This is a genomic window from Delftia sp. Cs1-4, assembly GCF_000214395.1.
Classification (GTDB): domain Bacteria; phylum Pseudomonadota; class Gammaproteobacteria; order Burkholderiales; family Burkholderiaceae_C; genus Comamonas; species Comamonas acidovorans.
In genome coordinates this window covers 3,863,002-3,877,013 of record NC_015563.1, presented here as the reverse complement: position 1 = coordinate 3,877,013, position 14,012 = coordinate 3,863,002, and the positions used below count along the sequence as shown (strand labels likewise).

The window sequence follows — 14,012 nt, the reverse complement described above, 5'->3', positions numbered from 1 at the left end:
TCCAATACTCGAATCGCATACATCTATCCATCCGAGAACCACAACGACTGGAGACCATGGGACCTGGCAATCGCCCCCTTGACATGGAGTGGCTGGAAGACTTTCTGGCCCTGGCCGAAAGCGGCAACTTCTCGCGCGCGGCAGAGGCCCGCTCCATCGCCCAGCCCGCCTTCAGCCGGCACATCCGCGCGCTGGAGGAATGGGTGGGCGCCGAGCTGTTCGACCGCAGCGCGCATCCGGCCGCGCTCACCGCCGCAGGCCAGCGCTTCCAGCCCTTGCTGGAGGACGTGCTGGCCAAGCTGGAGGCGGCGCGCATCAAGGCCCGCGCCGCGCACGACCAGGCCGCCGCTAGCCTGCGCTTTGCGGCCACCCATGTGCTGTCGCTGACCTTTTTCCCGCGCTGGCTGGGCACGCTGGAGTCACAGTTGCGGCTGGGGCCGATACAGACCATCTCGGACAGCTTTCATGCCTGCGAGGACCAGGCGCTGCAGCGGCGCGTGCAGTTCGTGCTGTGCCACGGCCATGCCGAGGTGCCGGGCCGGCTGGACGAGGCCGGCTACCCCATGCTGCAGCTGTCCGAAGACATGCTGCTGCCCGTGTCCGCGCCCTGGCCGGACGCGCCGGGCCGCGCGCTGCATGCCATAGACGCCGGGTCCGCAACGGGCGGCGGCCAGCCCCTGCCGCTGGCCGTGCTGGCCTACAGCGAGGCCTCGGGGCTGGGGCGCATCATGCGTTCGCGCCTGCGCGGGCTGTTTGGCGCAGGCGGCGCCGGCACGGCGGGCGAGGGCGATGGCCGGCCCGAGCTGCCCCAGGGCGCGCAGACCGTGTTCACCGCCCACCATGCGGCCCTGCTCAAGGCCATGGCGCTGGAGGGGCGCGGCGTGGCCTGGCTGCCGCGCAGCCTCATCGTGGACGAGCTGCGCAGCGGCGCGCTGGTGTTGGCGGGCGGCCATGCCTGGTCCGTGCCCGTGGAGATCCGCCTGTACCGCCAGCGCGCCGACATGGCCGATGCGGCCGAGGCGCTGTGGACCGTGGCCTGCAGCCAGCCGCGCATGAGCGCCGAGCCCGCGCGGCGCTGATCGTCCGCGCCCGCGCTCGCCTCATCGCTGCTTTTCTTCAGATTTCCATCCGCTTCGCGCACCGCCAGGGCCTGCCCTGGCGGTGCGCCTTGCTGCGTGCTGCACCAAAACAAATCCGTAAATTGGTCTTACCAATAAACATCGTGGTGCATTATCTGCACTCTTTTAGGTGTTTACCCTGTTCATCTGCCCACTTGAAAGCTCTGAGAATCGCACCACTTCGCGCAATGGTCTGAATTTTGGCTTGATTGGTTGGACCAATTTGCCAATGGCCCACAAGGCGCCAGCGCGGGGAACACTCCCGGTCACCGTTGCAGCCAGCCAGCAGACATCTTGTGCGGATCGCACCGCATGCCAACGCTGCAACGAGAGGGAGTGGCCGACAAGGGGCGCTTACCGCGCCCTCCCCATCATCTAGAGACACGGTCATGCAAACCATCTGGCAGCAGAACTACGATCCCGCCGGGAACATCTGGATCTCGGCGCTGATCGCGCTGATTCCCATCATCTTTTTCTTCCTGGCGCTGACCAGGTTCCGTCTCAAGGGCTACCAGGCCGGCACCGTCACCGTGGCGCTGGCGCTGGGCGTGGCGCTGCTGTTCTACAAGATGCCCGTGAGCGCGGCACTGGCCTCGGCCGTGTACGGCTTCTTCTACGGCCTGTGGCCCATTGCCTGGATCATCGTGGCGGCCGTGTTCCTCTACAAGATTTCGGTCAAGACGGGGCAGTTCGACGTGATCCGCTCGTCCATCCTGTCGGTCACGCCCGACCAGCGGCTGCAGCTCATCCTGGTGGGCTTTTGCTTCGGCGCCTTCCTGGAAGGTGCTGCCGGTTTCGGCGCGCCCGTGGCCATCACGGCCGCGCTGCTGGTGGGCCTGGGCTTCAAGCCGCTGTATGCAGCGGGCCTGTGCCTGATCGCCAACACGGCGCCCGTGGCCTTCGGCGCCATGGGCATTCCCATCATCGTGGCCGGGCAGGTTTCGGGTGTGGATGCATTCGCCATCGGCCAGATGGCCGGGCGCCAGCTGCCCTTCATGACGGTGCTCGTGCTGTTCTGGCTGATGGCCATCATGGACGGCTGGCGCGGCGTCAAGGAAACCTGGCCTGCGGTGCTGGTGGGCGGCGGCTCCTTCGCCGTGGTGCAGTTCCTCACGGCCAACTTCATCGGCCCCGAGCTGCCGGACATCACCTCGGCCATCGTCTCGCTGGTGGCGCTGACGCTGTTCCTCAAGGTCTGGCAACCCAAGCGCATCTTCCGTTTCGACACGGAAGGCGAGGGCGGCAAGGCTGCGGCAGTTGCAGCACCGGCCATCACCTCCGGTGCGCCGCTGACAGCAGGCGCCGTCATCAAGGCCTGGTCGCCCTTCATCATCCTCACGGCCATGGTGACGGTCTGGAGCATCAAGCCCTTCAAGGCGCTGTTCGCCGCAGGCGGCCCGCTGGCCTCCACCGTCATCAACATCCCCGTGCCCTTCCTGCACAACCTGGTGGAGAAGACGCCCCCCGTCGTGGCCGCCGCTGCGCCCTACGGCGCGGTCTACACCTTCAACTGGCTGCTGGCCACCGGCACGGCCATCCTGATCGCGGCGCTGATCACCATCACCTTCACGCGCCTGTCGCCCGCCAAGGCCGTGGCCACGCTGGGCGAGACCTTCAGGGAACTGGCCGTGCCGATCTACTCCATCGGCATGGTGCTGGCCTTCGCCTTCGTGGCCAACTACTCGGGCCTGTCGGCCACGCTGGCCCTGGCGCTGGCGCACACGGGCCAGGCGTTCACGTTCTTCTCGCCCTTCCTGGGCTGGATCGGCGTGTTCCTCACGGGCTCGGACACCTCGGCCAACGCGCTGTTCGCCGCGCTGCAGGCCACGACGGCGCAGCAGCTGGGCCTGCCACAGGTGCTCACGGTGGCGGCCAACACCACGGGCGGCGTGACGGGCAAGATGATCTCGCCCCAGTCCATCGCCATTGCCTGCGCGGCCGTGGGCCTGGCAGGCCGCGAGTCGGACCTGTTCCGCTTCACGGTCAAGCACAGCCTGATGTTCGCCGTGATCATCGGGGTGATCACGACGCTGCAAGCCTATGTGTTTACGTGGATGATTCCTGGGTATTGACATGAAACACCCCCTGAGTCGCTGCGCGCCTTCCCCCTCTCTACCCGCTTCGCGGGGGAGGGGGACGACACCCTCGCGGCGGGGCGGCCCTTGCTCGGTGTCCCTGGCTTGGGCAGTGCGGGTTTCATGCGATGAGGCTGGCGCATAGCGCCGTGAATCACTGAAAACCAATTCTGAGAATCCCCATGCGCGTTGCCGATCAAGTTGTCGAGAAATTGCTTGCCCTGGTGCAGGCCAGCGGAGTGCAGCCCGGACAGCGGCTGCCCGCGGAACGGCAACTGGCGGCCGAGCTGGGTGTCTCGCGCACCTCGGTGCGCGAGGCCATACAGAAACTCACCAGCCAGGGCGTGCTGGTGGCGCGGCGCGGCGATGGCACTTACCTGCAGGAGCCGGCGCCGGCTGCCGAGCCTGCGGACTGGCTCAAGGACGCCATGCGGCCGCTGGCCGGCCTGATGGAGTCCGACTCCCACTACCGCTACGACGTGCTGGAAACCCGCCATGCGCTGGAGACCAGCACGGCCTGGCTGGCCGCCCAGCGCGCCACGGAGCGCGACAAGGACCATATCCAGCGCTGCTTCGAGGTGATGATCCAGCACCAGCAAAGCGGCCACGCCGAGCTGGCGGCGCGTGCCGACGCGCAGTTCCACCTGGCCATTGCCGAGGCCTCGCACAACCTGGTGCTGGTCCAGGTCATGCACAGCCTGTTCACCGTGGTGCTGTCCACGGTAGAGCGCAACCGCCATGACATGTTCCGCCTCAGCGCGCCCCAGACCCTGCAGGAGCTGACCGTGCAACACCAGAGCCTCATGCAGGCCATCCTGGACGGCGACCCGCAGCGCGCCCGCGAATGCATCGGTGAGCACCTGGAGCATGTGCGCACCACCATCCAGCGCCTGGACGAGGACCGCGCGCGGCGCGAGCGCTCCATGCGGCTGCCTCTGGACGCCGCGCCCGCGCTGCTGCCCACTTCAGACCTGATACGAAAGACATGAGACACCCATCATGATCATCTCCTCCACCTCCGACTACCGCGCAGCGGCGCAAAAGCGCCTGCCGCCTTTCCTGTTCCACTACATCGACGGTGGCGCCTATGCCGAGCAGACGCTGCGCCGCAATGTGGAAGACCTGGCCGCCGTGGCGCTGCGCCAGCGCGTGCTCAAGGACATGAGCCGGCTGGACACCAGCATCGAGCTGTTCGGCGAGAAGCTGTCCATCCCCGTGGCGCTGTCGCCCGTGGGCCTGACGGGCATGTACCGCCGCCGTGGCGAGGTGCAGGCCGCACGCGCGGCCGACGCCCATGGCATTCCTTTCACCATGTCCACGGTATCGGTCTGCCCCATCGAAGAGGTGGCGCCCAAGATCAAGCGCCCCATGTGGTTCCAGCTCTACGTGCTCAAGGACCGGGGCTTCATGCAGAACGCGCTGGAGCGCGCCCAGGCGGCCGGCTGCTCCACCCTGGTCTTCACCGTGGACATGCCCGTGCCCGGCGCGCGCTACCGCGATGCGCATTCGGGCATGAGCGGCCCGAATGCCGCCATGCGCCGCTACTGGCAGTCGGTCACGCACCCGGCTTGGTCCATGGACGTGGGCCTGCTGGGCCGCCCGCATGACCTGGGCAACATCTCGGCCTACCGGGGCAGCCCCACGGGCCTGGCCGACTACATCGGCTGGCTGGGCGCCAACTTCGATCCCTCCATCTCCTGGAAGGATCTCGAATGGATACGCGCCTTCTGGAAGGGGCCCATGGTCATCAAGGGCATCCTGGACCCCGAGGACGCCAAGGACGCGGTGCGCTTTGGCGCCGACGGCATCATCGTCTCCAACCATGGCGGCCGCCAGCTCGACGGCGTGCTGTCCTCGGCCCGCGCGCTGCCGGCCATTGCCGATGCGGTCAAGGGCCAGATCAAGATCCTGGCCGACTCGGGCATCCGCAACGGCCTGGACGTGGTGCGCGCCATCGCCCTGGGCGCCGACTGCGCCATGATCGGCCGCGCCTTCATCTACGCCCTGGCCACCTCCGGCGAGGCGGGCGTCAAGCACCTGCTGGAACTATTGGAGAAGGAAATGCGCGTGGCCATGACGCTGACCAGCGTGAGCAAGGTATCCGACATCACCGGCGACCTGCTGGTGCGCCAGCCATGAGCGCGCTGCAGACTCCGGTCGTCTCCCGCGAGGCCCTGCTGCTGCAGTTGCGCGAAGCCGTGGGCGCCGCCCATGTGCTCACCGACGACCAGGCCACGCGCCGCTTTCGCAAGGGCCACCGCACGGGCGAGGGCCCGGTGCTGGCCGTGGTGCGGCCCGCGACCCTGCTGGAGCAGTGGAAGGTGGTGCAGGCCGCCGTGGCGGCCGGGCGCATCGTCATCATGCAGGCCGCCAACACGGGCCTGACGGGCGGCTCCACGCCCGACGGCGCGGACTACGACCGCGAGATCGTGCTCATCAACACCTTGCGCATCACCGGCGTGCAGGTCATTGGCGGCGGCGCCCAGGTGGTCTGCCTGCCCGGCGCCACGCTGGACCGGCTGGAGCAGGCGCTGGCACCGCTGGGGCGCGAGCCGCATTCGGTGATCGGCTCGTCGTGCATCGGCGCCTCGGTGCTGGGCGGCATCTGCAACAACTCGGGCGGCGCCCTGGTGCGGCGCGGCCCGGCCTACACTGAGCTGGCGCTGTACGCGCGCGTCTGCGACGACGGCTCGCTGGAGCTCGTCAACCACCTGGGCATCGCCCTGGGCCGCACGCCCGAGGAAATCCTCACGCGGCTGCAAAACGGCGACTACACCGAATCCGACATCGCACACGATGCGCAGCGCGCCGCCTCCGACCCGCGCTATGCCGAGGCCGTGCGCGCCGTGGACGAGGACACGCCCGCGCGCTTCAACGCCGACCCCTCGCGCCTGTTCGAGGCCTCGGGCTCGGCCGGCAAGCTGTGCCTGTTCGCCGTGCGGCTGGACACCTTCCCCAAGGAGCCCAGCACCGTGTTCTACATAGGCAGCAATGCGCCCGACGACCTCACGGCCGTGCGCCGCGAGCTGCTGACCGCGCTGCCGCGCCTGCCGATCGCGGGTGAGTACATCCACCGCACGGCCTACGACATCGGCGAGAAATACGGCAAGGACACCTTCCTGCTGATCGACCGCTTCGGCACGGCCAGGGTGCCGGCCGCCTTCGCCCTCAAGAGCCGCGTGGACGGCTTCTTCGAGCGCTTCGGCCTGCGCGGCGTCACCGACCGCGTGATCCAGGCGCTGACCAACCTGCTGCCCAGCCACCTGCCCGCGCGCATGCGCCAGTGGCGCGACCGCTACGAGCACCACCTGCTGGTGCGCGTGTCCAACGACACGGCCGAGGCCACGCGTGAATTCCTCACGCGGCACTTCAGCGGCAGCACCACGGGCGGCTGGTTCGAGTGCGATGCCGACGAGGGGCGCAAGGCCTTCCTGCACCGCTTCGCCATCGCAGGCGCGGCCATCCGCTACCGCGAGGTGCACCGCGCCCAGGTCGAGGACATCGTGGCCCTGGACGTCGCCCTGCGCCGCAACGACCGCGAATGGGTGGAGCAACTGCCCGCCGAGGTCGAGCGCGAGATGGTCCACAAGCTCTACTACGGCCACTTCTTCTGCCATGTCTTCCACCAGGACTACATCGTCAAGAAGGGCGTGGACCCGCTGGCCATGGAGCACCGCATGTGGGAACTGCTGGACGCGCGCCGCGCCGAGTACCCGGCCGAACACAACGTGGGCCACCTCTACGTGGCCAAGCCCGCGCTGGCAGGCTTTTACCGCGAACTGGACCCCACCAACACCTTCAACCCCGGCATAGGCCACACCTCGCGCAAGCTGGGCTGGGAGGAATGCTGCGACCGGCCGGGGGGATGGCCCAAGGGGTATTCGGAGTAGGGGGAAGCTGTGCGGGAGGGTACGCCAGGGCCAACTGGCGCATCACGATCCGCAGCTCTGCCGGGTCGCCATCGGCCAGGATGGCGTTGATGGTCTCGATGGCCATGACCGGATCGCTGCGGTACAGCTCGGCCATGGCGTCGTCATGGGACCTGCTTCGCATCATCCGATCTCCTCAAAGCCTGCCGCTGTTCAATCCAGCTGGATGTTTCCTGCCGTGGGCAGGATGCTGTCCAGCACCCAGGCCTGCACGGCGGCGGTGTCGGCAAGGTCGCCGTCGAAGACGAACTGCGGCAGGTAAGGCTTGCCCTCCTTGTCCTGGCGTCCGTGGTTCTTCCAGACCTTGAGGGGGACGCGGAACGTCACTGTGGGCGAAAGTGCCTTGTCGGCCACGTCGGTGTACTGCGTGTCCGTGCCGGTCATGCTGCCCACGTGCACGATGCCCGGAATCTGCAGCGCCGCACTCACGAAATCCAGGCAGGCGCTCTGGCATTGGGCATCCGTGACCAGCACCAGCTTGCCCTTGAAGGGGTTTGCGCGTGCAGCGGCGGTGTCTTGCTGCAACTCCTTGTGCGTTTCATCGACCTGCGGCTGCTCGACAAAATCTTCCCCGTGCGATGCGGCATCCCCCATCAGCGAGGCCATCTGCTGTGTGAACTGGTAGACCAGGCTGCCGGCGCCTTCCGTGCGCAGGAGCTGTGTCCTGCGCTCTTCGAACGCCTCCAGGGCCATGGCGGAAACACGCCAGTAAGCCCTGGCTTGGGAGTGCTGCGTGGCGCCTGCCGTGATGGCATCTGTCAGCAGGGCCATCAGGATGCGGTAGCCGAGCAGGGAGTTGCCCCCGCCATTGCCGCGCACATCGAGCACCACGGCCTGCGCATCTCCTGCCTGCCGGATGCCCTCCAGCATTTTCTCGAAGGCGGCCATGGCCTTCTCGGACGATGGCATGAAGTTGGACGCTTGGACCCACTGCACTCCCGGTCGCACTTCCTTGATGCCCTGGCGCGGTGCCCGGGGCCGCGCCAGGGCACGGGCGTCCTTGTCGTCCAGCGGCTGCCATTCCAGGTTGAAACTCCGGATTTCGCCTGCAGCGGAGCGGGTCGTGCATTGACGCACCCTGAGCGGCTCCCACAGCGGGGCGCTGGGCGATTCGCGGGTCAGGTGCCATGCCAGATCGGACTTCGTTCCCTCCAGGTGCACGAGCCGGTTCACGAAGGGCGCCACTTTGTCAGTGAGCAGATCGTCGATGGGGCTGCCGTCGCACGACAGTACCTGCTCCCCCACCTGCGGCGTATCGATCGGCCATTGCGCAGCGCGGCCCGAGACGCGGTAGCGGCCTGTCTGGCGCTGCACGGCCCAGCCTGCCCAGGTCGTGCGCACAGGCGTGGCGGCATGGTGGTTGCGCCATATGGCCAGATGGCCGTCCCGGTATCCGGTGGTGTAGAAGCGCAGCGCGGCAAAGGCCTGCTGCTCCGTGGCTGCGCGCCCAGCCAGCGCCATGGCCTGGTCGTATCCCTCGCTGAACCACTGGTGGAAAGCACTTGCGCCAGGGTCGAGGACGGCGGGATGTGCCTCCCGGATCATCTGGTGCATTCGCTGGATGTCGGCCACGGCGGTGCGGCTCCAGCGCGCCGCCTCCTGGCGGGCCTGCTCGGGCGTGGGCCTGTCGGCCTTGCCCCCGTCCTGCGCCTGGCAGGACCAGGCGATGAAGAGCCATGACAGCCCTGCGATCCATCGACGATCCATGGTCTCCCTCTCTTTCTGTGCCGCACTGCAGGCGGCATGGCGTGGAAAGCGGGGAAGTGTGCAGGGGTGCGCAGTGAAAAGATATCGGAATGATCTGAATCCGTGCTTTCCGACAAGCACCCGCTGCCGGCCTGCACAAAAGCTGCAGGCCGGCAGCAGCCCTCACAGATTGATGAACACCGACTTGGTCTCCAGATAGGCATCCAGCGCGGTGCGGCCCATGTCGCGGCCCATGCCGGACTGCTTGTAGCCGCCGAAGGGCATGCCCGGGTCCAGGGTGCTGTGGCAGTTGACCCAGACCGTGCCGGACTGGATCTTGGGGATCAGCCGGTGGACCTTGGACAGGTTGTTGGACCAGATGCTGGCGCCCAGGCCGTAGGGCGTGTCGTTGGCCCAGGCGGCGACTTCGTCGAGGTCGTCATAGGGCATGGCCACGAGCACGGGGCCGAAGATTTCCTCGCGGGCCACGCGGTGGTCGTGCTGCACGCCGGTCATCACCGTGGGCTGCACGAAGTAGCCGCTCTGGCCTGCGCGGGCGCCGCCCGTCACCACTTCGGCACCCTGGCTGCGGCCTATGTCGATGTAGCTGCAGACGCGCTCCATCTGCTCCTGCGAGACCAGCGGGCCCATCTGCGCGCTGGGGTCCAGGCCATGGCCCAGGGTGAGCTGGGCGGCCTGGTCGGCCACGTCGGCCACCACGCGGTCGAACATGCTCTTGTGCACGTACAGGCGCGAGCCCGCGCAGCAGACCTGGCCGTGGTTGAAGAAGATGGCATTGGCCGCACCCGCCGCCGCCGTGGCCGGGTCGCAGTCGTCCAGCACGATGACGGGGGACTTGCCGCCCAGCTCCAGCGTGATGCGCGTCATGTTGTCCATGCAGGCATGGCCGATGAGCTTGCCCACCTCGGTCGAGCCCGTGAAGCTGACCTTGTTGACCAGCGGGTGCGAGACCAGGGGCGCACCCGTGCCGGGGCCGTCGCCCGTGACCACGTTGAACACGCCGGGCGGAAAGCCCGCTTCCTGGATCAGCTCGGCCAGCATCAGCGCGGTCAGCGGCGTCTGCTCGGCGGGCTTGAGCACCAGGGTGCAGCCGGCAGCCAGCGCGGGCGCCAGCTTCCAGGTGGCCATGAGCAGGGGGAAGTTCCAGGGCACGACGGCGGCTACCACGCCCACGGGCTCGCGCCGGGTGTAGGTGAACATCTGGGCCTCGGGCGCGAAGGGCACGGAGTGCTCGTGCGTCATGCCCTCGATCTTGGTGGCCCAGCCGGCCATGTAGCGGATGGAGTCGATGGCCATGGCGATGTCCACGGCGCGCGCAATGGCGGCGGACTTGCCGTTGTCCAGCGATTCGACCTCGGCCAGGGCCTGGGCATGGGTCTCCATGAGGTCGGCCAGGCTCAGCATCAGGCGCTCGCGCTCCACGGGGCGCATGCGGCCCCAGGGGCCCAGGTGCAGCGCGCGGTGGGCGGCGCGCACGGCCAGGTCCACGTCGGCCGGGCCGGCGCTGGCGACTTCGGCGATCACGGCCTCGGTGGCCGGGTTGACGGTGGACAGGCGCTGGCCGGTCTGCGCCGCCACCCATTGGCCGTCGATGAAGAGGTCATGCGTGCCCCGGTTGAGGAAGGCGCTGGCGCGTTCGGTGATCTGGTGCTGGATGTCACTGAGGTTCATGGTGTGCTCCTTGGTGGTGGACAGGGGACAGGGGGTGTGGGATTCAGAAAACCTGCAGCAGGCGCAGGTTGATGCGGGCGTTCTCCTTGAAGCCCTGGCGCACATGCAGGTCGCGGCCCACGGTGGCCAGCAGCTGCGTCTTGGGCGCGACAAACACCGCGCCGCCGAAAGAGACCTTGGTGGTGGACTGGCGGTCGCCTTGCGACACGCCGTTGACCTGGGTCTCGCCGCCCGTCAGGTGCGACAGGCCCAGGCGCAGGTCCGAGGTATCCGACAGGTGGTAGCGCAGCAGGCCCTGGAACTGGAACTGCGCCTTTTGCTTGAGCGTGGCGCTGTGGGCGCCGAAGTCGTCGTTCTTGCCGAAGACGGTGACATCGGCCGCCAGGTCCATGGTCACGCTCTTGCCCAGCGGCTTGATCCAGCCGGCCTGCAGGGCGGCCTTCCAGCGGTTCTCGCCCAGACTCAGCGGGTCGTTGCGGTTGTACTGGCCCGTGGGCAGCCAGACAAAGGGGGTGATGCCGAAGTGCTCCTTGTCGCCGGGCTTTGTCAGCCACAGGGTGGCGGCCAGCATCAGGTCGCCCACGCCGGTATTGCTGCCCATGGCCGCGATATCGCGCGAGGCCGACAGGCGCCCGAAGGGCAGCAGGAACTGCGGGTCGATCACATAGTCGCCCAGCTTCATGAAGTGCACGCCGCGCGCAATGCCGATGTCCGAGGTCAGCTTTGGCCGTATGGGCGCCTGGTCGCCATTGGCATAGAGGCTGTCGCGCGTGGCGTGCTGGTAATAGACCATGCCCAGCGTGGTGCCCGGAGGCAGGGCGGTGTAGTCGCCTGCATCGATATCGACGGCGTGGGCATTGAAGGTGGCGCATGCGGCCATGGCTGCCAGGGCCAGGGATGCGCGGGTGAAGGGCTTGGATGGCATGGCGAAGAGTCCGGTCCGGAGTTTTCAGGCAAAGCCCTGCCCAGGCCTGCTGCAGGACAGCAGGGCCGGGGAGGTGCCTGTGGGGGTTGTGGGGGAGAGAGAGGAAGCGGGGCGGGAGCCGCTTACTTGGGCCGCACCGCGTCGGCTGTGCCCTGGATGAAGGCCTTGATCTTTTCCACGTCTTCCATGCTCAGCTTGCCCGTGAAGTCGGGCATGCCGCGCGACATGGCCGGACCCTTGAAGATGAACTTGTCCAGGTGCTCGATATAGGCCGGGTCCAGGTAGCCCAGGTTGGGCAGGTTGCCGCCGCGATCCACGCCGGGCACGCCGTGGCAGAAGGCGCAGTTGCTGACATACAGGGCCGTGCCTTCGGCCACCAGGCTCTTGTCGTAGGGCACGCCCTGCAGCAGCTTGCCCTGCTGGTAGGCGACGAAGGCAGGCGCCTCGGCCTTGCCGTCCAGCGCGAAGGTGTAGACCGTGCCCGGGCCCTTGCGCTCGGTGTGGCGCGCGGCCAGGCCGTAGACGCCGCCCCAGCCCACGGCGATGGAGACGTACTGCCGGCCATCGACCTCATAGGTGATGGGGGCGGCCACCACGCCCGTGCCCGTGGGCTTTTCCCAGAGCTTCTTGCCGTTGCGCGCGTCATAGGCCACGAAGCGGCCGTCGGCCGTGCCCTGGAACACCAGGTTGCCCGCCGTGGCCAGCGTGCCGCCGTTCCAGGGCGAGGCATGCTCCACGCGCCAGCGCTCCTTCTGTGCCACCGGGTCCCAGGCGATCAGGCGGCCGAAGGGCGTGCTCTTGGGCGGCTCCATGTTGATCAGCGTGGCCGTGTTCCAGCCGATATTGCTGTGCGGCTCGGGCAGGGAGCCGCCGTTGAACTTCCAGTTCTTGTTGTCCTGTAGCGTCAGCGGCACATGCTGGGCCGGCAGGTAGGCCAGGCCCGTGTCGGGGCTGTAGGACATGGAATGCCAGTTGTGCGCGCCGAAGGGGCTGGGGATCACGTCGCGCGCGCGGTCGCCGCTGCGCGCAATCGGCGTCTCGATGGGCCGGCCCTTGGCGTCGTAGCCGCTGGCCCAGTTCACGTCGACGAAGTTCTTGGCCGAGATGAACTGGCCGTTGGTGCGGTCGATGACGAAGAAGAAGCCGTTCTTGGGCGCATGCAGGATGACCTTGCGCGGCTTGCCGCCCACCTTGATGTCGGCCAGCACCATCGGCTGGGTGGAGGTGAAGTCCCAGCTGTCGCCCGGCGTTTCCTGGTAGTGCCAGACGTATTCGCCCGTATCGGGGTTCAGCGCCACGATGCTGGCCAGGTACAGGTTGTCGCCACCGGCCGGGCTGCGCTTGGCTTGCGCCCAGGGCGAGCCGTTGCCCGTGCCGATGTACATGAGGTTGAGCTCGGGGTCATAGGCCATGGTGTCCCAGGCCGTGCCGCCGCCACCGGCCTCCCACCACTTGCCGGCCGGGTCCCAGGTCTTGGCGGCGCGGGCCATGGCCTCGTTCTCGAACGGCTTGGACGGATCGCCTGGCACGGTGAACCAGCGCCATTGCTGCGCGCCGGTCTCGGCGTCATAGGCTGTGACATAGCCGCGCACGCCGTACTCGGCGCCGCCGTTGCCGATCAGCACCTTGCCCTTGATGACGCGCGGCGCGCCCGTGATGGTGTACGAGAAGGCGCGGTCGATGATGGTGTCCTGCTCCCAGACCTTCTGGCCCGTGGCCGCGTCCAGCGCCACCAGGCGGCCATCGAAGGCGCCCACATACACCTTGCCCTTGTAGACCGCCACGCCCCGGTTGACCACGTCGCAGCAGCCCTTGAAGCCGTTGGCACGGTCCACGCCGGGGTCGTAGCTCCACAGGCGCTTGCCGGTGCGCACGTCCACCGCATGCACCACGCTCCAGCTGGCGGTGACGTACATGATTCCATCGACCACCACGGGCGTGGACTCCACGCCGCGCGTGGATTCCAGGTCATACGACCAGACCAGGCCCAGCCGCTTCACATTGGCCGTGTCCAGCTGCCTGAGTTTGGAAAAGCGCGTCTCGCTGTAGTCCATGCCGTAGCTGGGCCAGTCCTTGGAGCTGCGTGCGTTGTCGCGGATGCTCTGCGAGTCGATGCGCGAGGTGACGGCTCGTATGTGCTCGGGCGAGCCTTTGCTTGGCAGGCCTGCCTGCGCCAGCGCGGCGCCGGGCAGGGCCAGCATCAGGCTGGCGGCCAGCAGCGTGGAGGAAAGCACGTGGGTCTTCATGTTGTCTCGTCTCCTGTGTGGTTTGTTTTTGCGTGCATGGCGCTGGGGGCAAGGGCACCATGTGGGAGACGATAAAAAAAGCGCCCCGGCGCCACAACATTCGGATTTACCCGGGGGCGGATCTGTACCGCGATGGAACAGGTTTGTGTCGGTTTTTCGTGGGCTGGTTTTTTGACCCTGCCGGGTGGTTGTTTTTCGAGGCCGGGTCTCGGCCCGGCAGCCGACCTACCTTCTTTTGCTTCGCCAAAAGAACGTAGGCCAAGAAAAGGCGACCCCACTGCCCGCGACCCCTTCGCTGCGCTGCGGGGCAACCTGCGTTGAACGGGATGCGGGGTGCGCCG

Annotated in this window: 9 protein-coding genes; 5 read left to right on the top strand and 4 right to left on the bottom strand. The window is 67.6% G+C overall.

Annotation, left to right across the window (positions count from 1 at the left end; genetic code table 11):
* Positions 1-56: 56 nt before the first annotated feature.
* From DELCS14_RS16945 to dld, 5 genes are all read left to right on the top strand, one after another.
* On the top strand, positions 57-1,079 hold the full coding sequence (locus DELCS14_RS16945) for a LysR family transcriptional regulator (protein WP_013802740.1): 1,023 nt from the start codon (positions 57-59) through the stop codon (positions 1,077-1,079).
* 428 nt (positions 1,080-1,507) lie between these two features.
* On the top strand, positions 1,508-3,190 hold the full coding sequence (lldP, locus tag DELCS14_RS16940) for an L-lactate permease (RefSeq protein WP_012205182.1): 1,683 nt from the start codon (positions 1,508-1,510) through the stop codon (positions 3,188-3,190).
* Positions 3,191-3,375: 185 nt separating this feature from the next.
* Positions 3,376-4,182 (top strand): transcriptional regulator LldR, encoded by an 807-nt coding sequence (lldR, locus tag DELCS14_RS16935; protein ID WP_012205183.1) that lies wholly within the window; start codon positions 3,376-3,378, stop codon positions 4,180-4,182.
* Between the two features lie 10 nt (positions 4,183-4,192).
* On the top strand, positions 4,193-5,332 hold the full coding sequence (gene lldD, locus DELCS14_RS16930) for an FMN-dependent L-lactate dehydrogenase LldD (protein ID WP_012205184.1): 1,140 nt from the start codon (positions 4,193-4,195) through the stop codon (positions 5,330-5,332).
* A complete protein-coding gene (gene dld / locus DELCS14_RS16925) occupies positions 5,329-7,083 on the top strand; it encodes a D-lactate dehydrogenase (protein ID WP_013802739.1) in 1,755 nt (584 codons plus the stop codon). Before lldD ends, dld begins: the two co-directional genes overlap by 4 nt.
* A 192-nt stretch (positions 7,084-7,275) precedes the next feature.
* Here the strand turns inward: dld and DELCS14_RS16920 are convergent, their stop codons facing one another.
* The 4 genes from DELCS14_RS16920 to DELCS14_RS16905 form a co-directional block, all read right to left on the bottom strand.
* Positions 7,276-8,829: a S41 family peptidase gene (locus DELCS14_RS16920; protein ID WP_013802737.1), complete on the bottom strand. Its 1,554-nt coding sequence runs from the start codon at positions 8,827-8,829 to the stop codon at positions 7,276-7,278.
* A gap of 162 nt (positions 8,830-8,991) precedes the next feature.
* Positions 8,992-10,500 carry an aldehyde dehydrogenase family protein gene (locus DELCS14_RS16915; protein WP_013802736.1) on the bottom strand — a complete coding sequence of 503 codons (1,509 nt, stop codon included), beginning with the start codon at positions 10,498-10,500 and terminating at the stop codon, positions 8,992-8,994.
* Between the two features lie 43 nt (positions 10,501-10,543).
* Entirely contained in the window at positions 10,544-11,425 is an 882-nt protein-coding gene (locus DELCS14_RS16910; protein ID WP_013802735.1) for a transporter, read from the bottom strand.
* Positions 11,426-11,547: 122 nt separating this feature from the next.
* Entirely contained in the window at positions 11,548-13,671 is a 2,124-nt protein-coding gene (locus DELCS14_RS16905; protein ID WP_013802734.1) for a PQQ-dependent dehydrogenase, methanol/ethanol family, read from the bottom strand.
* Positions 13,672-14,012: the final 341 nt, after the last annotated feature.